This window comes from Streptomyces sp. NPDC091282 (assembly GCF_044757385.1).
GTDB lineage: Bacteria > Actinomycetota > Actinomycetes > Streptomycetales > Streptomycetaceae > Streptomyces > Streptomyces gramineus.
The window spans coordinates 446,329-472,164 of the sequence record NZ_JBIVUX010000001.1 but is presented as its reverse complement, the minus strand read 5'-3'; the positions used below and the strand labels follow the sequence as shown (position 1 = coordinate 472,164).

22 protein-coding genes are annotated in these 25,836 nt (G+C 73.8%); 6 read left to right on the top strand and 16 right to left on the bottom strand.

The window, feature by feature from the left end; translation table 11 throughout:
- Positions 1-74: 74 nt before the first annotated feature.
- Positions 75-1,433, bottom strand: coding sequence for an NAD(P)/FAD-dependent oxidoreductase (locus tag ACIQOE_RS02190; RefSeq protein ID WP_351325331.1), 1,359 nt, complete (start codon positions 1,431-1,433; stop codon positions 75-77).
- A 160-nt stretch (positions 1,434-1,593) separates the two neighbouring features.
- Positions 1,594-2,487 carry a TIGR01777 family oxidoreductase gene (locus tag ACIQOE_RS02185; RefSeq protein ID WP_365555158.1) on the bottom strand — a complete coding sequence of 298 codons (894 nt, stop codon included), beginning with the start codon at positions 2,485-2,487 and terminating at the stop codon, positions 1,594-1,596.
- A 71-nt stretch (positions 2,488-2,558) separates the two neighbouring features.
- On the opposite strand from ACIQOE_RS02185, the gene ACIQOE_RS02180 reads away from it, so the two are divergent.
- On the top strand, positions 2,559-3,047 hold the full coding sequence (locus tag ACIQOE_RS02180; RefSeq protein WP_351325327.1) for a GNAT family N-acetyltransferase: 489 nt from the start codon (positions 2,559-2,561) through the stop codon (positions 3,045-3,047).
- A gap of 3 nt (positions 3,048-3,050) precedes the next feature.
- Here ACIQOE_RS02180 and ACIQOE_RS02175 read toward each other — a convergent pair whose 3' ends face one another.
- Positions 3,051-4,235, bottom strand: coding sequence for a MarP family serine protease (locus ACIQOE_RS02175; RefSeq protein ID WP_351325326.1), 1,185 nt, complete (start codon positions 4,233-4,235; stop codon positions 3,051-3,053).
- Between the two features lie 192 nt (positions 4,236-4,427).
- Between ACIQOE_RS02175 and ACIQOE_RS02170 the strand changes: the two genes are divergently transcribed.
- On the top strand, positions 4,428-5,522 hold the full coding sequence (locus tag ACIQOE_RS02170; RefSeq protein WP_399008368.1) for a peptidoglycan recognition protein: 1,095 nt from the start codon (positions 4,428-4,430) through the stop codon (positions 5,520-5,522).
- A gap of 118 nt (positions 5,523-5,640) precedes the next feature.
- Positions 5,641-5,853, top strand: coding sequence for a hypothetical protein (locus tag ACIQOE_RS02165; RefSeq protein ID WP_401409047.1), 213 nt, complete (start codon positions 5,641-5,643; stop codon positions 5,851-5,853).
- On the opposite strand, the gene ACIQOE_RS02160 is transcribed toward ACIQOE_RS02165, so the two are convergent.
- The 8 genes from ACIQOE_RS02160 to ACIQOE_RS02125 form a co-directional block, all read right to left on the bottom strand.
- Entirely contained in the window at positions 5,843-6,361 is a 519-nt protein-coding gene (locus tag ACIQOE_RS02160; protein WP_351325389.1) for a DUF4240 domain-containing protein, read from the bottom strand. The two genes, ACIQOE_RS02165 and ACIQOE_RS02160, sit on opposite strands and share 11 nt — an antisense overlap.
- Positions 6,362-6,417: 56 nt before the next feature.
- A complete protein-coding gene (locus ACIQOE_RS02155; protein ID WP_365555162.1) occupies positions 6,418-7,407 on the bottom strand; it encodes a WYL domain-containing protein in 990 nt (329 codons plus the stop codon).
- Between the two features lie 101 nt (positions 7,408-7,508).
- The gene (gene aceE, locus ACIQOE_RS02150; RefSeq protein WP_401409044.1) at positions 7,509-10,211 is read right to left on the bottom strand and encodes a pyruvate dehydrogenase (acetyl-transferring), homodimeric type; all 2,703 of its coding nucleotides are present in this window, start codon (positions 10,209-10,211) and stop codon (positions 7,509-7,511) included.
- Positions 10,212-10,523: 312 nt separating this feature from the next.
- Positions 10,524-11,147 (bottom strand): GntR family transcriptional regulator, encoded by a 624-nt coding sequence (locus ACIQOE_RS02145; protein ID WP_351325320.1) that lies wholly within the window; start codon positions 11,145-11,147, stop codon positions 10,524-10,526.
- Between the two features lie 303 nt (positions 11,148-11,450).
- Entirely contained in the window at positions 11,451-13,238 is a 1,788-nt protein-coding gene (gene sucB, locus ACIQOE_RS02140) for a 2-oxoglutarate dehydrogenase, E2 component, dihydrolipoamide succinyltransferase (RefSeq protein WP_401409040.1), read from the bottom strand.
- A 61-nt stretch (positions 13,239-13,299) separates the two neighbouring features.
- Positions 13,300-14,688 (bottom strand): dihydrolipoyl dehydrogenase, encoded by a 1,389-nt coding sequence (lpdA, locus tag ACIQOE_RS02135; protein WP_351325316.1) that lies wholly within the window; start codon positions 14,686-14,688, stop codon positions 13,300-13,302.
- Between the two features lie 312 nt (positions 14,689-15,000).
- Positions 15,001-16,527, bottom strand: coding sequence for a leucyl aminopeptidase (locus tag ACIQOE_RS02130; protein ID WP_365555167.1), 1,527 nt, complete (start codon positions 16,525-16,527; stop codon positions 15,001-15,003).
- A gap of 239 nt (positions 16,528-16,766) precedes the next feature.
- On the bottom strand, positions 16,767-17,561 hold the full coding sequence (locus ACIQOE_RS02125; RefSeq protein ID WP_351325313.1) for an adenosylcobinamide-GDP ribazoletransferase: 795 nt from the start codon (positions 17,559-17,561) through the stop codon (positions 16,767-16,769).
- A 60-nt stretch (positions 17,562-17,621) separates the two neighbouring features.
- On the opposite strand from ACIQOE_RS02125, the gene ACIQOE_RS02120 reads away from it, so the two are divergent.
- Positions 17,622-18,389: a hypothetical protein gene (locus tag ACIQOE_RS02120; protein ID WP_351325311.1), complete on the top strand. Its 768-nt coding sequence runs from the start codon at positions 17,622-17,624 to the stop codon at positions 18,387-18,389.
- Here ACIQOE_RS02120 and ACIQOE_RS02115 read toward each other — a convergent pair.
- The 3 genes from ACIQOE_RS02115 to cobT all read right to left on the bottom strand — a co-directional run bounded on the left by ACIQOE_RS02115 (position 18,326) and on the right by cobT (position 22,012).
- A complete protein-coding gene (locus tag ACIQOE_RS02115; protein ID WP_365569933.1) occupies positions 18,326-19,051 on the bottom strand; it encodes a hypothetical protein in 726 nt (241 codons plus the stop codon). The genes ACIQOE_RS02120 and ACIQOE_RS02115 overlap by 64 nt on opposite strands.
- 10 nt (positions 19,052-19,061) lie before the next feature.
- Positions 19,062-20,849, bottom strand: coding sequence for a phosphatidylglycerol lysyltransferase domain-containing protein (locus ACIQOE_RS02110; protein WP_351325308.1), 1,788 nt, complete (start codon positions 20,847-20,849; stop codon positions 19,062-19,064).
- 74 nt (positions 20,850-20,923) lie between these two features.
- Entirely contained in the window at positions 20,924-22,012 is a 1,089-nt protein-coding gene (gene cobT / locus ACIQOE_RS02105; RefSeq protein ID WP_401409033.1) for a nicotinate-nucleotide--dimethylbenzimidazole phosphoribosyltransferase, read from the bottom strand.
- A gap of 141 nt (positions 22,013-22,153) precedes the next feature.
- Here cobT and ACIQOE_RS02100 point away from each other — a divergent pair, with 141 nt between their 5' ends.
- Positions 22,154-23,128, top strand: a complete 975-nt coding sequence (locus ACIQOE_RS02100) for a class I SAM-dependent methyltransferase (protein ID WP_401409030.1) — start codon at positions 22,154-22,156, stop codon at positions 23,126-23,128.
- Between the two features lie 26 nt (positions 23,129-23,154).
- On the opposite strand, the gene ACIQOE_RS02095 is transcribed toward ACIQOE_RS02100, so the two are convergent.
- Positions 23,155-24,354, bottom strand: coding sequence for a bifunctional adenosylcobinamide kinase/adenosylcobinamide-phosphate guanylyltransferase (locus ACIQOE_RS02095; RefSeq protein WP_362169653.1), 1,200 nt, complete (start codon positions 24,352-24,354; stop codon positions 23,155-23,157).
- A gap of 124 nt (positions 24,355-24,478) precedes the next feature.
- On the opposite strand from ACIQOE_RS02095, the gene ACIQOE_RS02090 reads away from it, so the two are divergent.
- The gene (locus ACIQOE_RS02090) at positions 24,479-24,691 is read left to right on the top strand and encodes a hypothetical protein (protein ID WP_351325303.1); all 213 of its coding nucleotides are present in this window, start codon (positions 24,479-24,481) and stop codon (positions 24,689-24,691) included.
- A 43-nt stretch (positions 24,692-24,734) separates the two neighbouring features.
- Here the strand turns inward: ACIQOE_RS02090 and ACIQOE_RS02085 are convergent, their stop codons facing one another.
- The gene (locus ACIQOE_RS02085; RefSeq protein WP_365555178.1) at positions 24,735-25,802 is read right to left on the bottom strand and encodes a trypsin-like peptidase domain-containing protein; all 1,068 of its coding nucleotides are present in this window, start codon (positions 25,800-25,802) and stop codon (positions 24,735-24,737) included.
- Positions 25,803-25,836 lie beyond the last annotated feature (34 nt).

Genomic DNA, 25,836 nt, shown 5'->3' with positions numbered 1-25,836 from the left:
CGGGTGCGGCGCCGTCGTGGCCGATCGCGCAGTTCCCCGCGCCCCTTACGGGGCGCTCGGCCGGGACTTCTTTGCTAGGCCGCTCGGCGCTGGGTCGGCTCTGCGGTGTGCAGGGAGCCGGAGACGCCCAGGTCGGTCAGGATCGACGCCGTCGCCCGGTGGGCGGAGTGCAGGGCTCCCTGGATGGTGCTGGTGTCCCGGTGGTCGCCGCAGACGTAGAGGCCGGCCAGCAGGCGGACCGGGCGGCGGAGGTCGTGCGGGGGACGCATCGCCGGGATCGCCTCCCGCGTGTGGTGGACGGCCAGGGTCTCCCAGCGGTGCGTGGAGGTGCCGTAGAGCCGGGAGAGGTGCGTGCGCACCGCCGTGTCGATGTCGGCGGGCGGCGGGCCGAGCACCGTCGAGGAGATCAGCGCGCGGCCCTGCGGAGCGCGGCTCGGGTCGACGCCGCTGACGACGTAGGTGTGGGAGACGGGGCCGCCCCGGTCCGCGTCGAGGAGGAGCGAGGACCCGGTCGTGAGCGTGGCCGGCTCGTCCGTCGTGTGGTGGACCACCGTGACCTCGTGGAAGTCCGGCACGCGCAGCCCCGGCAGCAGCGCGGCCGCGGCCCGTGCGTCCGTCGCCAGCAGGACCGCCCGGCAGCGGATCTCGCCGTGCTCGGCGGTCGTCACGGACGTCGTCGAGACCGCGGTGACCCGGACGCCCGTGTGGACCGTGCCGGGCGGCAGGGCGCGGGCGAGGAGCTCGGGGAGGACCTCGGCGCCGCCCTCCGGCACGCACAGCCGCCCGCTCGCGAAGGACCTCAGGGCGAGGTCCGCGCACCGGCTGGACGTGGAGAGCTCCGGGTCGCAGAGCAGGGCCGCGAGCAGCGGGCGCAGGAAGCCGTCGACCGTGCGAGCCGGTATCCCGCGCTCCGCGAGGGCGCGCCCGGCCGGGAGTTCGGGACGGGCGAGGATGCGGTTCACCGGGGTGGTGGCGATCCGGCCCAGCGCCGCGCCCAGCCGGGCCTGGTCGACCGCGCCGCCCATCGGTGCGGCGCCGCGCGCCGGCGACACCGCCGAGCCGTTCCTGGGGGCGCTTGCCAGGGCGCGCACGGCGTACAGTGCGCCCCTCGCGCTTCCTCCACCCGCCGGGGCGCCGGCCCGGTGCCGGCGCCCGTCGCGATGCAGCAGCACGCCGGGCGCGAACCGGCGCAGAACCAGGGCGTCCAGTCCGGGTCCCGACCGTAGCTCCGGATAGGACGTGGACAGGAGCTGCCCCATCCGGTCGAGCCGGAAGCCGTCGACCTTCTCGGTCGACATGCGGCCGCCGACGTAGGGGGCGGCCTCCAGGACCGCGGTCGTTACTCCTGCGCTGTTCAGCCGATGAGCCGCGGAGAGTCCGGCGACGCCGGCTCCCACGATGACGACGTCCGCCTGGTACGCGGGCTCAAGCACGAGGCCCCTCCTCGATTGCGCGTCCGGTGGAGACGTGATGCCCCCAACCGGCTCCGGGGATACCCGAGTTCGGGTCGAGGTTAGGACGGTGATCGGTCAAGGGCAGTCGCGCATGAACAGGGCACGGTCGCACACCGGTCGCATACGGTCACGCAGGTGGTCAGGCCGCACGGATCGCGTCCTCGATGCCCGGGAACGCGAAGGTGAACCCCGACTCCAGCAGCCGCTTGGGCACCACGCGTTGACTGCCCAGCACGTCCCCGGCCATCTCGCCGAGCGCCACCTGGAGCGCCGCGGCGGGCACCGGGAACAGGGCCGGGCGGTGCAGCACCCGGGCCATGGCCGCGGTGATCTCACGGTTCGTCAGGGGCTCCGGCGCCGTGAGGTTGAAGGGCCCCTCCAGGCCGTCGGTGTCCAGCAGGAACCTGATCGCGGCCACCTCGTCGTGCAGCGCGATGAACGACCAGTACTGCCGCCCGTCGCCCAGCCGGCCGCCGAGCCCCGCCTTGAACAGCGGGAACAGCCGGCCCCACGCCCCGCCGCCGCGGGCCACCACCAGTCCCGTGCGCACGAACACCGTCCGGACGCCGGCCTCCCTGGCCGGGGCCGCCGCCTCCTCCCACTCCACGCACAGCGACGGCAGGAAACCGTCCCCGGCCGGGGCGTCCTCGTCGACGGCCCGGTCGCCCGTCTCGCCGTAGAAACCCATCGCGCTGCCGCTCACGAACACCCGCGGCGGCTCGTCCAGGGCGGCCACCGCCTTCGCGAGCGCCGCCGTGCCGAGGACCCGGCTGTCCCGGATCCGCCGCTTGTAGGCGTCCGTCCAGCGGCGGTCGCCGATCCCGGCCCCGGCGAGGTTCACCACCGCGTCGCAGCCGGCCAGTCCGGCCGTGTCGACGTACTGCCCCTCGGGGTCCCAGCAGACCTCGCCGGGGCCGTCGGCCGCGCGCCGCACCAGGCGCACCACCTCGTGCCCGTCGGCCCGCAGGGAGTCCACCAGGGCCTTGCCGATCAGACCGGACGCGCCGGCCACCGCGATACGAGAGCGTTCCATGGGTCCAGCATGGCCGCAGCGGCGCCGGAAAACACCCGGGACCCGGGGGCCGCCGGACTTAGGGTGACCACATGCCGGAACCGTACATACGCACCGCCCTGCCCGACGACGACCAGGAACTGCGCGCACTGGACGGCGCCACCTGGTCGTACCAGCACGCCGTACTGCCCGAGCCGCAGCCGCCGTACGACCCCTTCTTCGACGAGCGGCACGCCCCCGAGGACACCCTGGTCGCCGAGGTGGACCGGCGCATCGTCGGCTACATCCGCCTCGGGTTCGCCTACAACGTGGCCTCCAACGCGCACGTCCGGCAGATCCAGGGCCTCGCCGTCGCCGAGGAGGCCCGCGGCCGCGGGGTCGCCAGGGCGCTGCTGCGGGCGGTGATGGCGGAGGCCCGCCGGCGCGGCGCCAGCCGGATCCGGCTCGGTGTCCTCGGGCACAACGGCCCGGCCCGCAGGCTCTACGAGTCCGAGGGCTTCGCCGTCGAGGGCGTGCTGCCGGGGGAGTTCCTGCTCGGCGGCGAGTACGTCGACGACGTGATCATGGGCCGGGCGCTGTGACGGTCAGGACGTGATCAGCTCGCCGGTGTCCACCGGCGCCGTCGCCCCCGCCCCGCGGGTGGCGTCCGAGGCCACCTCGTCGGCCGTCAGGACGTATCCCGTCTCGTCGTCCGACGTGGAGCGGGCGAAGACCACGCCGTACACCTCGCCGCGGGTGGTCAGCAGCGGCCCGCCGGAGTTGCCGGGGCGGACCGTGGAGCGGACCGAGTAGATCTCCCGGGTCACGGTGGCGTCGTTGTAGATGTTCCGGCCGGTGGCCGGCACCCGGGCGGCCACCGTGGCCGCCTGCAGGTTCAGATCGCCGTCCTGCGGATAGCCGGCGACCACCGCCGAGTCGCCGCGGGCCGCACCGGTGTCGAACCGCAGCAGCGGCGCCCGCAGCTGCGGCACGTACAGCACCGCCACGTCGCGGTCCGGGTCGAAGAGCACGACCTGCGCCTCGTACGACGTCCCGACCCCGCCGATCCGTACGCTCGGGTCGGAGATGCCGGCGACCACGTGGGCGTTGGTCATCACGTGCTCCGGCGCGTACACGAACCCGCTGCCCTCGCGGCCCTGGCTGCCCGAGACGCCCTCGATCTTGACCGTGCTGCGCTTGGCCGCCTCGGTGGCGGCGGCGGTGACGCTGTCGCCCGTGGGTCTGGCGACCCGGGCCGTCGACTCGTTCTCGAACGGGTTGAAGACCTGCGGGAAGCCGGCCTCCGTGAGCGCGGAGGTGGCCCGCGCGAACCAGGCGGGCGTGGTGTCCGGCATGGTGTCCTGCACCGCGCCGAGCAGCCGGGAGCCCTGGATCGCCTGCGCCACCGCGGGGGACGAGGACGCGCCGAGCACGCTGGCCGCCACCCAGGCCACGATCAGGACCGCCACCGAGTTCGCCGCCGCGCCGCCGATCCCGTCGGCCACCCGCAGCGGCCCCTGGTCCAGCTCGCGGCGCAGCCGCAGCGCCAGCCGCCCGGCCAGCTCGTGCCCGACCACCCCGGGCACCAGCACCGTCAGCACCGCGACCACCGTCGCCGTCGCGGTCCCGCGGGTGACCAGGTCCATCACCCACGGCAGCGCCCACACGCCGATGACGGCGCCGCCCACGAACCCGGCCAGCGACACGCAGCCGGCCACCAGCCCGCGCCGGTAACCGGACGCCGCGTAGACGAGGACCACCAGTACGAGCACCAGGTCGAGCAGGTCCACGGAGCCGCCTTTCTCTCGGTGCCCTCTTCATACGGCCGGGACAGGTCCATTGATCAGTTCCCGCGCGCGGGAACCTCGGGAACCGGCCACGCGTGCGTGTACCCACTGAAACGCCTTAGACCGGGACGATGGTTCCACCAGGTGGCACAGCACACATCGCGGACGCGGTGGATCAACCCGAGAGTGGGTGCCATGCGTGTCTTCCCCAGAGCCGGGCGGCGCACCCGGATCGCCGTCCTGGCGCTGCTCGGCTGCGTGCCCGGCCTCGCCGCCGCCCTCGTGGTGGTGCTGTGCGCCCCGGGCGCCGACCACTCCGTCGCCGTCCACCTGGCAGCGCCCGCGCCCGCCAGCCCCGAGGGCCGGTTCCGGGCGCCCCGGCCGCCCATCGTGCCGCGCTCGGTCTGGCTGGACGCCACCGTCCGCCGCACCCAGCCGCCGCCGCGCTACGACGACAAGGTGGTCGCCGTCTTCGTGCACCACACCGACTCGCCCAACGGCTACTCCTGCGCCCAGGTGCCCGAGATCATCCGGCGCCTGTACAGCGGCCAGACCGGTGACCGGGCCTGGGACGACATCGGCTACAACTTCCTCGTCGACCGCTGCGGCACCATCTACGAGGGCCGGGCGGGCGGCACCGAACGGGCGGTCGTCGGCGCGCACACGCAGGGCTTCAACCACCGCACCGCAGGCATCGCCGCCCTCGGCACCTTCACCGCCGGGGTGCCCGTGCCGCGCGCCATGGCCGACTCGATCGCCGCCGTCGCCGCCTGGAAACTCGGCCTGGCCGACGTCGACCCGCGCACCAGCGCCCGGCTGGTCTCCAGCAACGGGCGCAGTAGGTACCGGCTGGGCACCGTCGTCGCGCTGCCCGCCGTGGCCGCCCATCAGGACGGCTACCGCACCAACTGCCCCGGCGCCGCGCTCATCGACCGCCTCCCGGAGATCAGGGAGGCCGCGGCCCGCCTCCAGGGCAGGGCCCCGCAGGCACCGCCGCCCACGGCAGCCCGGCCGACCGCTCCCACGGCGCCCGCGGCGACCGCCCCCACGGCCCCGCCGCCGGGTACCGCGACGGCGACCGCGCCGGGCACCGCCGTGGCGATCCCACCGGGCACCGCCACGGCACCCCCGTCCGGACCTGCCGCCGTGACCCCGTCCGGAGGAACCGCCGTGTCCGAAGGCCCCGCCGCGTCCGGAGGCCCCGTCGGGACGCCGGCCCCGACGGCCCCGGGCGCGCTCCGCAAGGCGCCGCCCCTGCCCGGCCCCCTCGAAGCACCCCGCAAGCCCTGAGGACACCCGTGGACCCGTCCGCGAGCGCGTCCACAGGAACGCCACAGGCGGCACGCAGGCCGCCGCGATCCCCGCGCCCCGGCGTCATGGACGACACGGACCGACGGAGGCGGGGACCATGGACAGCAGGCGCGGCGAAGCCCGTGCGCACAGCAAGGGGAGCGCGCGGAAGGACGGTCGGACCAGGTCGGCGCGCGGGCCGTGGGCCGTGGCGTGCGCGGTCGTGACGGTCGTCCTCGGCCCGGCCGCGGTCACCGCGTCCGCCCTCGACCGGGCCGGCGCGGCGCCGCTGCACCACGCGGTCGCCGCGCGGCCCGGCCTCACTCCTTGAAGCGGTCCCAGAGCCTGGGGAAGCGTTCCGCGAGGGCGCGTTCGTTCTCGAAGTCGACCGGTGCGCCGTCCGGTTCGCTGGGCGCGGGGGCGATGCCGAGGTCCGGGGCCACGGTCCCGGTGAGCTGCTCGTACGCCTCGTCCGCCGCGTAGCCGAGTTCCTCGCCGTCGCCGTCGATCTCCTCGTCGAAGTCGCCCAGCAGCTCCGCCAGCCCGTCCGGGTCGTGCAGGGCGCCCTCGAAGACCTCCCGGCCCTGGCCGATCAGCCAGCACCGGAAGAAGTCGAACGCGTCGTCGCTGGCCCCGTCGAGCAGCACCCACGCCGCGCCCCACAGATCCCAGCTGTAGGCACGGTTGTAGCGGGCCTCGAAGTGACGGGCGAAGTCCAGCACCATGTCCGGGTCCAGCTGGAGCAGCCGGTCCACGAGCAGGTCCGCCTGGTCCTCCGGGTCACCCTCGGCGGCCGCGCGGGTGCTGTCGACCAGCTCCCAGAACTCCGTCTCGTCCATCACGGGTCCAGCATCGTGCCTGTGCGCCGGGGGCGCACGCGGAGTGACGCGGATTGTTATCCGGCGTCGCCCGCCGGCGGGTACAGCCCCGCCAGCCGCCGGGCGTCCGCCGCGAAACGGGCCCGCAGCCCCGGCGGCGCGAGCACCTCCGCCTCCGGTCCGAGCGCGGTGAGCTGACCGTGCGCGACCTCCTCGCTCTCCACCGGAAGGGTCACCGTCACCCACCCCCGCGCGTCCGGGGCACCCGCGCCCGCGAGCGCCTGCCGCGCGGTGACCGGATCGACGGTGTACGCCAGCCTGCGCAGGCCGACTGCCGACAGCCGCACCACCGCCTCGGCATGCAGGATGGACCGCGCGAACTGCTCCGCCCGCCGGTCCCAGAACCCCGGCAGGTCGAACTCCTCGTCCCGCGCGAACCGCTCCTGGCCCGCCTCGACCGAGGTGAACCGGTCGATCCGGTACACCCGGTAGGAGTCGGTCTCCGCGACCCGCGCGCACAGGTACCAGACGCCGGCCTTCAGCACGAGCCCGTACGGCTCCAGTTCCCGCCGCACCTCCGACTCGCCGCGCCGGTAGCGCGCGACCACCCGGCGGTCGTCCCACACCGCGTCGGCGAGCGCAGGCAGCAGCGCGGGCGTCGCGGGCTCCGCGAACCAGCCCGGCGCATCCAGATGGAACCGCTGGGCCGCGGTCCGGGAGGCGTCGCGCAGCGAGGGCATCAGCGCGGCGGACACCTTCAGCCGGGCGGCACTGGCCGCGTCCGCCAGCCCCATGTCCCGCAGCGCCCCGGGCACCCCGCTCAGGAACAGCGCCTCCGCCTCGCTGCGCCCGAGCCCCGTCAGCCCCGTCCGGTAGCCGCCGACCAGCCGGTACCCGCCCGCCCGGCCCCGGTCCGCGTAGACCGGCACCCCCGCCTCCGACAGGGCCTGCGCGTCGCGCATCACGGTCCGCTCGGACACCTCCAGCTCGGCGGCCAGTTCACCGGCGGTCATCGCGGACCGGGACTGGAGCAGGAGCACCATCTTGATGAGTCGGGCGGCGCGCATGACCTCATCATGCCGGGGCCCGCGGGCGGACCGGGCCCGGTCACGGCGAAGGGGCACGGCCGCGGCCGTGCCCCTTCCTCCGCACCGGATCCCGGTGGTGCCTACAGCCCGTACTTCTCCCGGGCCTCCTTCACCGCGGTCGCCTTGACCTCGCCGCGCCTGGCCAGCTGGGCCAGGGCCGCGACGACGACCGACTCGGCGTCGACGCCGAAGTGGCGGCGGGCCGCGTCCCGGGTGTCGGAGAGACCGAAGCCGTCGGCGCCCAGGGAGGAGTAGTCCTGCTCGACCCACTGCGCGATCTGGTCCGGGACCTGGCGCATGTAGTCGGAGACGGCCAGCACCGGACCCTCGGCGCCCTGCAGCGCCCGGCGGACGAACGGGATCCGCTCCTCGCCGCGCAGCAGGGCCGCGTCCGCCGCCATGGCGTCACGGCGCAGCTCCGTCCAGGAGGTGGCGGACCAGACGTCGGCCGCCACGCCCCACTCCTCGGCGAGCAGCCGCTGCGCCTTCAGCGCCCAGTGGATCGCCGTGCCGGAGCCGAGCAGCTGGATGCGCGGGGCGTTGGCCACCACCGTCAGCCCGGCCGACTCCGCGGTGTTGAAGCGGTACAGGCCCTTGACGATGCCCTCGTCGACGCCGGGCCCGGCCGGCTTCGCGGGCTGCGGCAGCGGCTCGTTGTAGACGGTCAGGTAGTAGAAGACGTCCTGGTCCTCGCCCGGGGCGGCCTCGCCGTACATGCGGCGCAGACCGTCCTTGACGATCGCCGCGATCTCGTAGGCGAATGCCGGGTCGTAGGAGAGCGCGGCCGGGTTGGTCGCGGCGATGACCGGGGAGTGGCCGTCGGCGTGCTGCAGGCCCTCGCCCGTCAGCGTGGTGCGGCCGGCGGTCGCGCCGACCAGGAAGCCGCGGCCGAGCTGGTCGCCGAGCTGCCACATCTGGTCGGCGGTGCGCTGCCAGCCGAACATCGAGTAGAAGATGTAGAACGGGATCATCGCCTCGCCGTGCGTCGCGTACGCGGTGGACGCGGCGATGAAGTCGGCCATCGAACCGGCCTCGGTGATCCCCTCGTTGAGGATCTGGCCGTTCTTGGCCTCCTTGTAGTACATCAGCTGGTCGCGGTCGACCGGCTCGTACGTCTGGCCCTTGGGGGAGTAGATCCCGAGCGACGGGAACAGGCTCTCCATGCCGAAGGTGCGCGCCTCGTCGGGGACGATCGGCACCCAGCGGCGGCCCGTCTCCTTGTCGCGGACCAGGTCCTTGACGAGCCGGACGAAGGCCATCGTGGTCGCCACGTTCTGCGAGCCGGAGCCCTTGTCGAAGGAGGCGAAGGCCTTGTCGGCGGGGGCCGGCAGCGGGGCCAGGGCGTGGGTGCGGCGGGCCGGGGCCGGGCCGCCGAGGGCCGCGCGGCGCTCCTGGAGGTAGCGCACCTCGGGGGAGTCGGCGCCGGGGTGGCCGTAGGGCACCTGGCCGTCGGCGAAGGCGCTGTCCGCGATGGGCAGTTCGAGCAGGTCGCGCATCGTCTTGAACTCGTCCACCGTGAGCTTCTTCATCTGGTGGTTGGCGTTCTTCGACGCGAAGCCGCTGCCGAGGGTGTGGCCCTTGACGGTCTGGGCGAGGATCACGGTCGGGGCGCCCTTGTGGGCCAGCGCCGCCTTGTAGGCCGCGAACACCTTGCGCGCCTCGTGACCGCCGCGGGAGAGGTGGAAGCACTCGGTGATCTTGTCGTCGCTCAGCAGCTTCGCCATCTCGGCGAGCGCCGGGTCCTTGCCGAAGAAGTCGGCGCGGATGTAGGCGGCGTCGCGGGTCTGGTACGTCTGCACCTGCGCGTCGGGTACCTCGCGCAGGCGGCGTACCAGCGCGCCGGTGGTGTCGAGCGCGAACAGCTCGTCCCAGGCGTTGCCCCACAGCGACTTGACGACGTTCCAGCCGGCGCCGCGGAACTGGGCCTCCAGCTCCTGCACGATCTTGAAGTTGGCGCGCACCGGGCCGTCGAGGCGCTGCAGGTTGCAGTTGATGACGAAGGTCAGGTTGTCCAGGCCCTCGCGGGAGGCGAGTGCGAGGGCGGCCGTGGACTCCGGCTCGTCCATCTCGCCGTCACCGAGGAACGCCCACACGTGCGAGGACGAGACGTCCTTGATGCCGCGCGCGGTCAGGTACCGGTTGAAGCGGGCCTGGTAGATCGCCGAGAGCGGGCCGAGGCCCATGCTGACGGTCGGGAACTCCCACAGCCAGGGCAGCCGGCGCGGGTGCGGGTACGACGGGAGGCCGTTGCCGCCGGACTCCTGGCGGAAGTGGTCGAGGTGCGCCTCGGTCAGGCGGCCGTCGAGGAAGGCGCGGGCGTAGATGCCCGGGGAGGCGTGGCCCTGGATGTAGAGCTGGTCGCCGCTCCCGTCGCCCTCCTTGCCCTTGAAGAAGTGGTTGAAGCCGGTCTCGTAGAGCCAGGCCGCGGAGGCGAAGGTGGCGATGTGGCCGCCGACGCCGTGCTTGCTGCCGCGGGTGACCATCGCGGCCGCGTTCCAGCGGTTCCACGCGGTGATCTTCCGCTCCATCTCCTCGTCGCCGGGGATCGCCGCCTCGGCGCCGGTGGGGATGGTGTTGACGTAGTCGGTCTCGAGGAGCTTCGGCAGCGCGATGCCGCCCGCCTCGGCGCGCTCCAGCGTGCGTCGCATCAGGTACGCGGCACGGTGCGGCCCGGCCTCCCTGGTCACGGCGTCCAGTGAGGCCCGCCATTCGGCGGTCTCCTCCGGATCCCGGTCGGGGAGCTGGTCGAGCGCGCTCGGCTGGATGGCGTTGGGGTCGGTCATGTCGCCGCCTTCCTCAGTCGAAGGGGGTTCCCTCATCGGCAAGGGTTCGGGGGTGCCCTAGGTCTTTGGCAGGACAGGGCGGCGGGCCCGGGTGCGGGCCCGTCGGCGACAATAACTCCCTGATCGATGATCGATCAAAGGGTTCAGGGGCAAAACTTCTCGAAATGAAGAAAGTCGGCACGGCGTGCCTCCGGCCATGGCACCCGGTGACGTGATCGGATCGGCGTTTACGCAGGTGAGGCGGTGTGTGAGCGGGGGGCCGCTCGTGTGTCGGCCCGGGTGCCGCGGCACTCACCGTGACACATCGGCGGCTCAGGGCCGGGGGGCGCAGCCGAGGACGTGGGCCTTCACGATCTCCGGGATCCTCGGGTCGCGGCGCCGGAAGGCGGCCACCAGCTCCTCGTGCTCCTCGGCGTAGGACTGCTGCACCGTGCCCAGCCAGCGGATCGACAGCGCCGTGAACACCTCGATGCCCAGGCCCTCCCAGGTGTGCAGCAGCACCGAGTTGCCGGCCGCCCGCACCAGCTCGCGGTGGAAGCCGACCGTGTGCCGGACCTGCCCCGTGCCGTCGGCGTTCCTGTCGGCCTCGTACAGCGCCGTGACGTGCGGTTCGAGCGCCGAGCAGTCCGCCGCCAGCCGGTCGGCCGCCAGCTCCGCCGCGATCGCCTCCAGGCCCGCCCGCACCGGGTAGCTCTCCTCCAGGTCGGCCGCCGTCAGGTTCCGCACCCGCACGCCCTTGTTCGGCGCGGACTCGATCAGCCGCAGCGACTCCAGCTCCCGCAGGGCCTCGCGCACCGGCGTCTGGCTGACCTCCAGTTCGGTGGCGATCCGCCGCTCCACGATCCGCTCGCCCGGCTTCCAGCGCCCGCTGACGATTCCCTCCACGATGTGCTCGCGGATCTGTTCGCGCAGCGAGTGGACGACGGGCGCGGTCATGGGAGCTCCTTAAGGGCGTTGACGTTTAGACAATACGGCCGGACCGCCTGTCGGGAGAGGCGCACGGGGGCGCTTTCGCGCAGGTGAGACGAGACTTACACGCTGCCCGCCGGACGGGATCCGTAAAGCCCGGGACCCGGTGCGACCGGCGCGGGCCGGCCGCCGCCGGGGTGCGCGAAGACGCTCCTGGGCTGCGGTGATCCCGGCCCGCCGAAGGCCGTGCCCGGCGGTCCAAAGCCCCGGGAACACGACGGTGCCCCGCCCGGATCAGTCCGGACGGGGCACCGTGGAACCCGAAGGGGATCAGAGACCGAGCTCGACCTCGAACTCGCCGGCCTCCAGGATCGCCTTGACGGCCGTCAGGTAGCGGGCCGCGTCGGCGCCGTCCACCAGGCGGTGGTCGTAGGACAGGGTCAGGTACGTCATGTCGCGGACGCCGATGACCGTGCCCTCCTCCGTCTCGATGACGGCCGGACGCTTGACCGTGGCACCGATGCCGAGGATCGCGACCTGGTTCGGCGGCACGATGATCGTGTCGAACAGCGCGCCGCGCGAGCCGGTGTTGGAGATGGTGAAGGTCGCGCCGGACAGCTCGTCCGGGGTGATCTTGTTGGCGCGGACCTTGCCGGCCAGATCGGCCGTGGCCTTGGCGATACCGGCGATGTTGAGGTCGCCGGCGTGCTTGATGACCGGGGTCATCAGGCCCTTCTCCGAGTCCACCGCGATACCGACGTTCTCGGTGTCGAAGTAGGTGATCGTGCCCTCTTCGACGTTGATCCGGGCGTTGATGGCCGGGTGGGCCTTCAGCGCCTGGGCCGCCGCCTTCACGAAGAACGGCATCGGGGAGAGCTTGACGCCCTCGCGCGCGGCGAAGGAGTCCTTGGCCTGGGCACGCAGCCGCATCAGGCGCGTGACGTCGACCTCGACGACCGAGGACAGCTGCGCCTGCTCGTGCAGCGCCTTGACCATGTTGTCGCCGATGACCTTGCGGATGCGGGGCATCTTGACGGTCTGGCCACGCAGCGGGGAGACCTCCAGCGCGGGGGTCTTCTTCGCGGCGGCGGCGGCCGGGGCGGCGGCCGCGGGAGCCGGAGCGGCGGCCTTGGCGGCCTCCGCGGCGGCGAGCACGTCCTGCTTGCGGATACGGCCGCCGACACCCGTGCCCTTGACGGCACCCAGGTCGACGCCGTTCTCGGCGGCGAGCTTGCGCACCAGCGGGGTGACGTAGGCGCCCTCGTCCGCCGGGGACGCGGCGGCCGGAGCCGCGGCCGGGGTGACCGGAGCCGGAGCGGCCGGCGCGGGGGCCGGGGCGGCCGGAGCCGGAGCGGCGGCGGCCGGGGCCGGAGCCGCCGGGGCCGGGGTGGGCTCGGGAGCGGGCGCCGGGGCCGCGGGGGCGGCCGGGGCGGGCGCCGGGGTCTCGGCGGCGGGCGCCGGAGCCGGGGCGGCGGGGGCCGGAGCGGCCGCCGGAGCGGCACCCGGGGCACCGATGACGGCGAGCTTGGCGCCGACCTCGGCGGTCTCGTCCTCGCCGACCACGATCTCCAGCAGCACACCGGCGACCGGGGCGGGGATCTCGGTGTCGACCTTGTCGGTGGAGACCTCGAGCAGCGGCTCGTCCTCCGCGACCTCCTCGCCGACCGACTTCAGCCAGCGGGTGACGGTGCCCTCGGTGACGGACTCACCGAGCGCGGGCAGCACCACGTCCGTGCCCGAGGCGCCACCGGCCGGCGCCTCGGCGGCGGGGGCCGGGGCGGGAGCGGCCGGGGCCTCGGCCGCGGGGGCCTCGGCGGCGGGGGCCGGAGCCGGGGTCGGCTCGGCGGCCGGGGCCGGAGCGGCGGGGGCGGGCGCGCCGGTGCCGTCGTCGATGATCGCCAGCTCGGCGCCCACCTCGACGGTCTCGTCCTCGGCGACCTTGATCGAGGCCAGCACGCCCGAGGCGGGGGCCGGGATCTCGGTGTCGACCTTGTCGGTCGAGACCTCGAGCAGCGGCTCGTCGGCCTCGACGCGCTCACCCTCGGCCTTCAGCCAGCGGGTGACGGTGCCCTCGGTGACGCTCTCGCCGAGCGCCGGAAGGGTTACGGAAACCGCCATGGTTTCGGTTGCTCCTTACGAAATTGCGGAAGTCTGAGTCGTCGCGTGTGTCGACCGAGGGTCAGTCGTGCGAGTGCAGCGGCTTGCCGGCCAGGGCCAGGTGGGCCTCGCCCATCGCCTCGTTCTGCGTCGGGTGGGCGTGGATGAGCTGGGCGACCTCGGCGGGCAGCGCCTCCCAGTTGTAGATCAGCTGGGCCTCGCCGACCTGCTCGCCCATGCGGTCGCCGACCATGTGGACGCCGACCACGGCACCGTCCTTCACCTGGACGAGCTTGATCTCGCCCGCGGTGTTGAGGATCTTGCTCTTGCCGTTGCCCGCCAGGTTGTACTTCAGGGCGACGACCTTGTCCGCGCCGTAGATCTCCTTGGCCTTGGCCTCGGTGATACCCACGGAGGCGACCTCCGGGTGGCAGTACGTGACCCGGGGGACACCGTCGTAGTCGATCGGGACGGTCTTCAGACCCGCCAGACGCTCCGCCACCAGGATGCCCTCGGCGAAGCCGACGTGCGCGAGCTGGAGGGTCGGGACCAGGTCACCGACGGCGGAGACGGTCGGGACGTTCGTGCGCATGTACTCGTCGACCAGGACGTAGCCGCGGTCCATCGCGACGCCCTGCTCCTCGTAGCCGAGGCCGGCCGAGACCGGGCCGCGGCCGACGGCGACGAGCAGCACCTCGGCCTCGAACTCCTTGCCGTCGGCGAGGGTGACCTTGACGCCGTCGGCGGTGTACTCGGCCTTCGAGAAGAAGGTGCCCAGGCTGAACTTGATGCCGCGCTTGCGGAACGCGCGCTCGAGAAGCTTGGAGGAGTTCTCGTCCTCGACCGGCACGAGGTGCTTGAGGCCCTCGACGACGGTGACGTCGGAACCGAAGGACTTCCAGGCGGAGGCGAACTCGACGCCGATGACCCCGCCGCCCAGGATGATCGCGGACTTCGGCACGCGGTCCAGGACGAGGGCGTGGTCGGAGGAGATGATGCGGTTGCCGTCGATCTCCAGGCCGGGCAGCGACTTCGGCACGGAGCCGGTCGCGAGGAGGACGTGGCGGCCCTGGATGCGCTGGCCGTTCACGTCGACGGAGGTCGGGGAGGACAGCCGTCCCGTGCCCTCGATGTACGTCACCTTGCGGGACGCGATCAGACCCTGCAGGCCCTTGTACAGACCGGCGATCACGCCGTCCTTGTACTTGTGCACGGCCGGCACGTCGATGCCCTCGAAGGTGGCCTTGACACCGAACTGCTCGCTCTCGCGGGCCTGGTCGGCGATCTCGCCCGCGTGCAGCAGGGCCTTGGTGGGGATGCAACCCCGGTGCAGGCAGGTACCGCCGACCTTGTCCTTCTCGATCAGGGCGACGTCCAGGCCCAGCTGCGCCCCGCGCAGGGCCGCGGCGTAACCGCCACTACCACCGCCGAGGATCACTAGGTCGAAAACGGTGCTGGCGTCGTTCGCCACGTCACGTCCTCCATGCATGTGCGCCGTACGCCGGTCAACGGTGACCGCGCGGCGGCTGGTGTCCGGCCGCTCTTCTTCGGCCCTGTGGTGGGGGCCCTGTCCTGCCGAGCCCCATCTTCGCACTTGTCTGCGGTGAACGAGACGCCGGGCCGGGGTGTGAGACACCACACGCGACGCCCCCCGAGGGGCGCGGGGAACCGTGCGGGAGACCCCCGCCGGCCCGCACCCGCCCCGCGACGGAACGGACCGGGACGGTGGGCGACGGGACCCCGCCCTACCCGCGTGCGAGGTCCCGTCCCACAAAAGCCGACGTCAGCCGAGGTCGCCCTCGGCGGTCAGCTCCGCCAGCCGCACCAGCGTCCGCACCGCGGACCCCGTGCCGCCCTTGGGCGTGTAACCGAACGCGCCGCCCTCGTTGAACGCGGGCCCGGCGATGTCCAGGTGCGCCCAGGTGATCCCCTCGCCCACGAACTCCCGCAGGAACAGACCGGCGACCAGGCCGCCGCCCATGCGCTCGCCCATGTTCGCGATGTCCGCGGTGGGGGAGTCCATGCCCTTGCGCAGGTGCTCCGGCAGCGGCATCGGCCACGCCGGCTCGCCGACCTCCTCGGCGGCCTCGTGGATCGCCGAGCGGAACGCGTCGTCGTTGGCCATGATCCCGAACGTGCGGCTGCCCAGCGCCAGCATCATCGCGCCGGTCAGCGTCGCCACGTCGACGATCGCGTCCGGGTTCTCCGCCGACGCCGCCCACAGCGCGTCGGCCAGCACCAGCCGGCCCTCGGCGTCCGTGTTCAGGACCTCGACCGTCTTGCCGCTGTACATGCGCAGCACGTCACCGGGGCGCACGGCCGAGCCGGACGGCATGTTCTCGGCGAGCGCCAGCCACCCGGTCACGTTGACCTCGAGGCCGAGCCGCGCGGCCGAGACGACGGCCGCGAAGACCGCCGCGGCGCCGCTCATGTCGCACTTCATCGTCTCGTTGTGCCCGGCCGGCTTGAGCGAGATGCCGCCCGAGTCGTAGGTGATGCCCTTGCCGACGAAGGCGAGGTGCTTGTCGGCGCCGGGGCTCGTGTACGACAGCTTCACCAGGCGCGGGGTCGCGGCCGAGCCGCCGCCGACGCCGAGGATGCCGCCGTAGCCGTCCTTGGCGAGCGCCTTGTCGTCCAGGACCTGGATCTTGAGGCCGTGCTCCTTGGCCGCGCGCTGCGCGATCGCGGCGAACGCGGCCGGAGTGAGGTCGTTCGGCGGGGTGTTGATCAGGTCGCGGGCGCGGTTCAGCTCCTCGGAGACCGCGGTGGCGCGGGCCAGGGCCGCCTTGTGGGCCGCGTCCCGCGGCTTGCCGCCGAGCAGCGTGGCCTCGGCGAGCGGCGCCTTGTCGGCCTTCGCCTTGGCGGTGGAGCCGTTGTCCTTGTAGACGTCGAAGGAGTAGGCGCCGAGCAGCACGCCCTCGGCGATCGCGCCGACGGCCGCCGCGTCCTCGACGGGCAGCGCGAAGGCCGCCTTCTTCGCGCCGCCCAGGGTGCGGGCGGCGACACCGGCCGCCCGGCGCAGCGCCTCGGCGCCGTAACCGGTGCCGTCGTCGGGCACGGTGCCCAGGCCGACCGCGATGACGAGCGCGGACTTGAAACCTGCCGGGGCGGGCAGCTTGGTCAGTTCGCCCTCGGCACCCGAGGCACCGAGGGTCTCCAGGACGCCGGCGAGCTTGCCGTCGTAGGCGTTGTCCACGGCCTCGGCGCCCGGTGCTACGACCGGGCCCTTGGCGCCCTTGGCGACACCGATCACGATCGCGTCGGCCCGGAGGCCGGGCGCCGCTGAGGTGCTGAGAGTGAGAGCAGTCACGGTGGTGAAATCTCGCTTCCGATGTTGAGTTGCAGTGGCCGAGTGGGTGGGTCGACCGGGCCCGGGAAGCGACCCTAGGCAGTGGCCTCGGGTCGCGTTGTCACCGGGGCCTTCACCCTGTCGGCGAACACCCGGGACGAGACTACGCGTGTGCCTGCGTTCGCTCATTCCTTCGGGTGTTCACCTAGGGGTGGCGTCAAGGCCACTTCCGGCCCGGGAGGCGTCCGCGCGGGGCGCGTTCAGCCCCCGATGCAGAGCACCACGAGCGCGGTGGTCGCCGCCGTCTCGGCGAGACATCCGAAGACGTCCCCCGTCACTCCGCCGAACCGCCGCCGGCACAGCCGCAGCAGCACGTCCGTCGCCGCCTCCGCCGCCACCACCGCGAGCAGCGCCCGCAGACTGTCGCCCGGTCCCACCAGCGCCCCGGCCCCCGCCGCCGCCACCATCACCACGACGGTGGCCGCCGACGCCCAGGCCTTCGGCACCACCCCGGCCACCGCCGCCCCCAGCCCCTCGGGCCGGGCGGCGGGCACACCGCGCACCGCGGCCAGGGTCATGGCCAGCCGGGCCACCGCCGCCGCGACGACCGCGGTCAGCAGCCCCCGCTGCCACGAGCCGCCGAAGGCCTGGGCCAGCGCGGCCACCTGGCCGAGCAGGACGAGCACGAGCGTGATCACACCGAACGGCCCGATGTCCGACTGCTTCATGATGCGCAGCGCTTCCTCGGCGGGCTTGCCGCTGCCGAGGGCGTCGGCGGTGTCGGCGAGCCCGTCCAGGTGCAGCCCCCGGGTCAGCACGGCCGGTACCGCCACCGCGGCCACCGCGGCCACCAGCGCACTCGCCCCGGCCAGCACCAGCAGCGCGCCGACCGCACCCGCGCAGAGCCCGACGGCGAGTCCGGCCAGCGGTGCGAGCAGCATGCCGCCGCGGGCGGCCTCGCGGTCCCAGCGGGTCACCTGCACGGGGAACACGGTCAGCGTGCCGAAGGCGAAGCGGAGGCCGTCACGCCAGGAAGTCGCAGAGGTCGCAGCCACCGGCGCAGGCTACCCGGTGGTCGGCGGGGCCCTTCCCACGGCCGGGGATAAAGTGCGCACATGGGACATTGGCTGGAGCGGAACATCGTCGAGCCGGGCAAACTGCCCCTGCTGCTCGCGCTGGCCGCCTTCGTCCTGACCTTCGTGATCACACGGGTCATCACCCGGCTGATCCGCGCCGGGAAGGGCCCGTTCGGCAACGTGAAGGCGGGCGGGCTGCACATCCACCACGTGGTCCCGGGCGTCGTCCTCGTCGTCATCGGCGGGTTCGGCGCCGTCGCCGGGGGCCGGCAGGGCTTCGGCGCCGCCCTCGCCGCGGTCGTCTTCGGCGTCGGCGCAGGGCTGGTCCTCGACGAGTTCGCGCTGATCCTGCACCTGGACGACGTCTACTGGACCGAGGAGGGCCGGCAGAGCGTCGAGGTCGTCGTCATCACCGCCGCGATGGTCGGACTGCTGCTCGCCGGGTTCTCGCCGTTCGGCGTCAACGACATCTCGGCCGACGAACTCCAGGACCGCGGCGCCGTCATCGCCAACGTCGTGGCGAACTTCTTCTTCTCGCTCGTCGCCCTGAGCAAGGGCAAGACGCGGCTCGCGATCTTCGGCGCGGTCGTGCCGTTCGTGGGCCTCGTCGGCGCGGTCCGGCTGGCCCGGCCCGGCTCGCCCTGGGCCCGCCGCTTCTACCCCGGCCGCCCGCGCGCCCGCGCCAGGGCCGAACTGCGCGCCTACCACCACGACCGCCGGTGGGCCCGGTTGAGCAGAACCCTTCAGGACTGGATCGGCGGCAAGCCCGACCGCCCGGAACCGGCCCGGCTGCCCGGCCGCCGCTGACGCCGGCGGCGGGCCAGCCGCCGCGCCGCGACCACCGTCGCGCCCAGCGCCAGCACGCTCGCGATCGCCGCCAGGTGCTCCTTGCCCGCGAGGTTGTCCTTCAGCACGACCTCGGCCACCATCGCCGCCGCCACCACGCCCACGGTGGCGTACGCGCCGTACCGCCATCCCAGCACCACCGCGAGCCCGACGACCGCGGCCGAGGGGCCGGTGTCCACCACCCACGCGTCCGAGGCGGGCAGCCCCAGCGGATGCCGCGGTCCCAGCGCGATGCCGGCGCGGGCGTACAGGGTGCCGGCGAGGGTCGCGACGTACGCGACGGTGAGCGTCCGCCACCAGCCCAGGCACACCTCCGCGATGCCGAACACGACCAGGATCTGCGCCAGCGCGCCCCACACCGGCAGGTCCAGCGCCGGCACGAACAGCGACAGCGGAGTGCGCCGCAGGGCCGTCCAGAGCGGATCCGCCGCGCGGACGCTGCCGACGTCCTGCACGAACCGGTAGCCCCACGACTGGTTCTGGACGAACTGCAGCAGCGCCGTCAGGCAGACCGCCGCCACCGACATCGGCACCGCCCGCAGCCGCCGCTTCGCCAGCGGGCCGCGCACGGTGGCGTACAGCAGACCCCACTCGGCACGGGCCCAGCGGGCGAGCGGCCTCATCCGGCGGTCCTCATCCGCGCGCGTCCCGGTCGGTGTCCAGGTGCCGCCGGCGCAGCCGCCCCGCGAGCACCGGCACCGCCGGCACGGCCCCCAGGAACCCCTCCGCGCGCGCCGACGCGAGGCCGATGCGCGGCAGGTCCGCGGTCTTCTCGAAGAGCAGGAACCGCGGTTCCCAGATCGGGCGGTACTTCGCGTTGGCCCGGTACAGCGACTCGATCTGCCACCACCGGGAGAAGAAGCTCAGCAGGGACCTCCACAGCCGCAGCACCGGTCCGGCGCCGAGCCGCGCACCGCGTTCGAAGACCGACCGGAACATCGCGAAGTTGAGCGAGACCTGCGTGATCCGGATCTCCCCGGCCCGCCGCAGCAGCTCGATGACCATGAACTCCATCAGCCCGTTGTCGGAGTCCCGGTCCCGCCGCATCAGGTCGAGGGAGAGCCCGCCGGGTCCCCACGGCACGAACGACAGCAGCGCCCGCAGCCGGCCGTCCCCGTCCGTGCACTCCAGCATCACGCACCGCCCGTCCCGGCCGTCGCCGAGCCGTCCCAGCGCCATGCTGAACCCGCGCTCGGTGGCGCCGTCCCGCCAGTCGTCGGCGCGGCGCAGCAGGTGCGCCATCTCGTCGGCGGGGATGTCCTCGTGGCGGCGGACCCGCACCGAGTAGCCCGCGCGGCCGACCCGGTTGTGGGCCTGCCGGACGGTCCGCATGGCCCGTCCCTCCAGCGTGAACTCGGCGACGTCGACGATCGCCTCGTCGCCGAGTTCCAGCGCGTCCAGCCCGTGCCGCGCGTAGACGGTCCCGGCCTCCTCGCCCGCCCCCATCACCGCCGGGATCCAGCCGTGCGCCCTGGCCTCCTCCAGCCACGGCACGATCGCGCCCGGCCAGGCCTCCGGATCCCCGATCGGGTCCCCGGACGCGAGGCTGACCCCGCCCACCACCCGGTAGGCCACCGCCGCCTTCCCGGTCGGCGACCACACGACGCTCTTCTCCCGGCGCAGCGCGAAGTACCCGAGCGAGTCCCGTTCGCCGTGCCGCTCCAGCAGCTCCCGCAGCCGCTTCTCGTCGTCCTCGGTGAGCGGGTCGACGGCACGGCGGGAGCGGAACGCGGCGTACAGGACGGCGAGGACGAGCAGCGTGCTCAGCACGTTGACGGAGACGTTCACCCAGTTGGGCGGCGCGATGTACGGGAACCGGGACGGGTCGGCGGAGACCGAGACCAGGCGCAGGGTGCCGTAGTGCCAGCGTTCCGCGAACGTCGAACGGGCCGCGTGCGGAGCCTGGTTGGTGACGGTCACCAGGAGGGCGGCGAGCAGCGAGGCGAGCAGGCCGCCGCCGACGGCGACGGTCGCGGCGAGCCGCGGGTTCGCCCGGTCGCCCTTGGCGTAGAACTCCCGGCGGCCGGCGAGCAGCGCGGCCACGAAGGCGGCGGTCAGCGCGATCGAGACCCAGTTCTGCGGGTAGCGCCGGATCTCCGGGAACGCCATGGCGAACGCGAACAGCGCGAGGAACAGGCCGCTCAGCACGAGGTTGAGGATCCAGGCGGCCCGCTTGCGCCGCCGCATCGTGATCGCGAGGAACGCGGTGAACACGCCGGAGGCGAAGCCCGCCGTCAGCAGGTACGGCGTGAAGAAGTCCTCCTGGTTGTGCCGCCGCACGTCCTGCCCCAGCGACACCCACACCGCGCTGAGGAAGTTGACGAAGGCGACGGCCCGCAGGTACCACACGGCGGAGGCGGCGGCCCGCCGGGAAACCCCGACGGCCCGCCACCGTTCAACGGCAATCCGGACATCTCCCATGGAGATGGATCATATGGGCGCTCTCGCGGTGAACGCCGTCACACGCACGGGCCTCACCGTCGCCGGTGACACCGCTACTCCTCCGGCTTGTCCTCCGACACCCCGGCCGCCTCTTCCCCGGCGCGCTCGGGGAGTTCGGCCGCCAGCGCCGCGGCGGAGCGCACCAGCGGGAGGGCCAGCAGCGCCCCCGCTCCCTCACCCACCGTCACGCCCTGGGCCAGCAGGGGCTCCAGGGCCATCCGGTCCAGCGCCTTCGCCTGGCCCGGCTCGCCGCTGTCGTGGCCGGCCAGCCACCAGTCCGGCGCCCGGAACGCGATCCGCTGCGCGACCAGCGCGCACGCGGCCGTCACCACCCCGTCCAGCACCACCGGCAGCTTGCGGACCGCCGCCTGCAGCAGGAAGCCGGTCATCGCCGCGAGATCGGCCCCGCCGACCGCCGCCAGCAGCTGCACCTGGTCACCGAGCACCGGCCGGGCCCGCCGCAGCGCGTCCCGGATCGCCGCGCACTTGCGCATCCACGCCAGGTCGTCGATGGCGAGCCCGCCCCGTCCGGTCACCACGGACGCGTCGGTCCCGCACAGCGCCGCGATCAGGACGCAGGCCGCCGTGGTCCCGCCGACGCTCACGTCGCCGAGCACCACCAGATCGGTCCCCGAGTCGGCCTCGCCGTCCGCCAGCGCCATCCCCGCCCGGAAGGCGGTCTCGGCCTCCTCCGGGGTGAGCGCGTCCTCGACGTCGATCCGGCCGCTGCCGCGCCGCACCCGGTGCGACACGACCTCCGCGGGCAGCGCCTGCGGGTCGCAGTCGAGGGCCATGTCGACGATCCGCAGCGGCACCCCGAGCCGCCGCGCCAGCACCGCCACCGGGCTGGCCCCGGCGAGGACCGCCCGCACCAGCACGTCGGCGGTGCCCGCGGGCCGCGCCGAGACGCCGAGTTCGGCGACGCCGTGGTCACCGGCGAAGAGCAGGACCCGCGGCCGTTCGACCGGCCGTACCGGCACGCACCCCTGCGCGGCGGCCAGCCACTCGCCCAGGTCGTCGAGGCGGCCCAGCGCCCCGGGCGGCACGACCAGCCGCTCCCGGCGGGCCTCCGCGTCACGGCGCACGCCGCCGTCGGGGCGCTCGATCAGATCGGTGAAGTCGTCGAGATTAAGCGAGCTCATTCGCCGAACAGTACCGGCACCGCACGAACGGTTCGGTGCCAGATCGCCACCACACCCGCACGGCGTCTTGGCAGGCAAGATCCGTATCCCATACGTTCCATTTTGCAGTGGATTGCCTACTGGGAGCACAGGGAGCCGCCGATGCCGCCCACACCCGAACTCCTGCCGGGCGCCGACCGGTTCCACGAACCGCGCCGCGCGGACTGCCCCTGGTGCGGCTCCCGGCGCCTGCGCACCCGGCTGCGCACGCCCGACCTCCAGCACCGCCGGCCCGGCACCTTCGCCGTCGACGAGTGCCGCGACTGCGGCCACGCCTTCCAGAACCCGCGCCTGACCGCCGAGGGGTTCGTCTTCCACCACCGGGACCACTACCAGGGCCGCCTGGAGGACCACGCGGACCGCCTGCTCGCCACCCGCGCCGGCCGCCGCAGACACCGCGCCGCCGCCCGCGCGGTGCTGGCGCTGACGGAGCCGGAGAGCTGGCTGGACGTCGGGACCGGCCGCGCCCACTTCCCGCGCGCGGCCAGGGAACTCTTCGCGTACACGTCGTTCGACGGCCTGGACTCGACCCTGCGCGTGGTGTGGGCCCAGGCCGACGGACACGTCGAGGAGGCCCACTGCGGCCACCTGACCGCACCCGACATGCAGGCCCGGCTGCGCGCCCGCTACGACGTCGTCAGCATGTTCCGGCACCTCGAACACGCCCCCGACCCGCGCGCCGAACTCCGCGCGGCGCTCGCGGTGCTGCGGCCCGGCGGCCACCTCCTGATCGACACCGCCGACCCGCGCAGCGCCTACGGCACCCTGCTCGGCAAGTGGTGGGTCCCGCACGGCCAGCCCCGCCACCTGCACCTGCTGCCGCCCGCCAACCTGCGGGCGGAACTGGAGGCGCAGGGCTGCGAGATCCTGCGGGCCGACCGCGGCGCGCCGCACATCCCCTACGACATCTCCGCGGCGCTCGCGCTGCTGCTGGGCCGCCTGCTGCCCCGGCGGGCGCTGCGCGCGACGGCCCCGCTGGTGGCCGCCGCCGCGGCCGTCGACCACCTGCTGGCCCCGCTGCTGCGCCGCACACCCTTCTCCAACGGCCACCGGATCATCGCGAGGAAGACGCGCTGACGGCCCCGGCCCGGCACCGGGCGCTCCTACCTCAGCACCAGCGCCTGGCCGGCCACCACCAGCACCACCTGTTCGCACTCGGCCGCGAACGCCGTGTTCAGGCGGCCCAGTTCGTCCCGGTAGCGGCGTCCCGACGCCGTGGCCGGGACGATGCCCGAGCCCACCTCGTTGGAGACGGCGACGACCGTCCGCCGGGTCGAGCGCACCGCCTCCGTCAGCTCCCGCACCCGCTCCCGCAGCGCCTTCTCGCCGCCCGACGCCCACTCCGTGTCGTCCCACGCCCCGACGGCGTCCATCGCGTCCGTCAGCCACAGCGACAGGCAGTCCACCAGCAGCGGCGGCCCGTCCTGCGCCAGCAACGGCACCAGGTCGCACGTCTCGGTCGTACGCCACGAACCCGGCCGCCGGTCCCGGTGCACCGCCACCCGGGCCGCCCACTCGGTGTCCCCGCCGCGGGTCCCGCCCGTGGCGACGTAGAGCACGTCGGGGAAGGACTCCAGCCGCCGTTCGGCCTCCACGGACTTGCCGGACCTCGCCCCGCCCAGCACCAGCGTCCGGCGCGGCACGTCGGGCACCTCCTCGTACACCCCGACCGTCAGCGTCGTGCCGTCCGGCACCGCCCGCGCCCCGGCCGCCGCCAGCCGCCGCCGTGTCTCCGGTCCCGGCGGCACGTCGTGGCCGAGATGGACGGCGACGACGTCGGTGGCCGGACCCACCGCGCCCACCGCCCGCAGCCGCGCCAGCGCGTCGGGCCGTCCCACGACGTCCAGGAGCGCCATGTCGTACGACTCCGAGCCGCCGTTCTCCAGCCCGGCCGGCGCGCCGCCCGGCGGCAGGTACAGCATCCGCTGCCCGTCGGGACCGGTCACCGCGTACCCGGTGCCGCCCGCGTCCATCGCCAGCGCCCGCACCCGGTGCCCGGTCAGCAGCGTCAACTCCCGGCCGTCCGGCACCCGTACCGGCTGCGGCAGCCCGGCCGGCACCTCGACGGCGGGCCCGTCGTGCGGATGCGACAGCAGCACCTGCCGCACCCCGGTGAGGGACCGTCCGGCCCGCGCCGCCGCGAACGCCACGCCCGGCGTCAGATCGAGCAGCAGCGTGCCGTCCACGAGCACCGAGGCGGCCGCCCTGGCGTCCTCCCCGACGGCACGGGCACAGGCCGCGCAGGGACAGTCCGGGCGGGGCAGGCCCGCGGGGGCACCGGTACCGAGCAAAGTCACTTCCACGGACCGATTCTCACCCGTCCCGACGGTTCCCGCTCCGGCCATCGGCCCGGAGTCGAGCCCGCAACCAGCAGAGTTTTCGTCGCCCCGCTTATACGATGCACCAGTTGGATCAAAGGAGGCCTACATGGCGGCATGGACGTGGCGGTTCGAGAAGGCCGACGGGACGGAGGTCCAGCCCGCGGTGGAGCCAGAGGAGTTCACCACCCAGGGCGACGCCGAGTCCTGGATCGGCGAGCAGTGGAAGGACCTGCTGGCCGGCGGCGCCGACCAGGTGCGGCTCTACGAGGACGCCACCGAGATCTACGGCCCGATGAGCCTGCACGCGAACGAGTCCTGAGAGGTGCCGGTCAGGGGCGGCTCCCGACGGGGCCGCCCCGCCGTCACTGCTCTCCCAGGGTCACGTCCACGGTCCGTTCGACGTCCTCCCGGCTGTAGGTCACCGTCGTCTTCTGCCCCGGCCGGTCCGCGGCGAGCGACTCCGCCAGTGAGGTGATGGTGGTGACGTGCTCGCCGCCCAGCCCGGTGATGATGTCCCCGGCCCGGATGCCGGCCTTGTCCGCCGCGTCCCTGGGCTTCACCGTCACGACGGCCACCCCGGCGGGCTGGTAGTTCACGTCGACGACGGTGCGCCCGCTGATGCCGAGCGCGGCCCGCCCCGAGTCCGTGACCTTGCCCTGCTTGATGATCTGGTCGGCGACCGTCTTCACCATCGACCCCGGGATGGCGAACCCGATCCCGGGCGCCGCGCTGCCGCCCAGGTCCGGATCGCTCGCGGCCAGCGTCGGGATGCCGATGACCTGGCCGTCCAGGTTGACCAGGGCGCCGCCGCTGTTGCCGGGGTTGATCGCGGCCGACGTCTGCACCATGTTCGGGATGGTGGCGCCGGTGCCGCCGCCCTCCTGGTTCTCGCTGACGGTCCGTCCGGTCGCCGACACGATGCCCTCGGTCACGCTGGACGACAGCCCGAGCGGCGAGCCCATGGCCAGCGTGATCTGCCCGACCTCGACCTTCTCGGTGTCCCCGAAGGACGCCGCCTTCAGCCCGTCAGGCTTCTTGTCGAGCCTGAGCACCGCCAGGTCCTGCTCGGGGTAGGAGTAGACGAGCGTCGCGGTGAGCGGTTCCTCGCTGTTGGCGGTCGTCACCTTGAACTTCTTCTCGCCCTGGACGACATGCGCGTTGGTGACGATGTGTCCGTCACCGTCGTAGACCACGCCGGATCCCAGGTCCTTGGTGGCCTGGATCTGCACCACCGACGGCAGGACGTCCTTGATCACCCTCTGGTACTGGCTCTGCAGATCGGACGCCGCCGCGGGGACGGCCGCCGCCCGTGCGGTCGAGGGGTCCCCGGCCGGGGAGCCGGCGGCGGAGCAGCCGCAGAGCAGGGCGAGACAGCAGGAGCCGAGCGCGGCGGCCGTACGCGGGATCCGGCGGGTACGGGAAGCGTCCATGCCCCCGAGTCTCGTCGTGGGGTGCCGGTCCGGC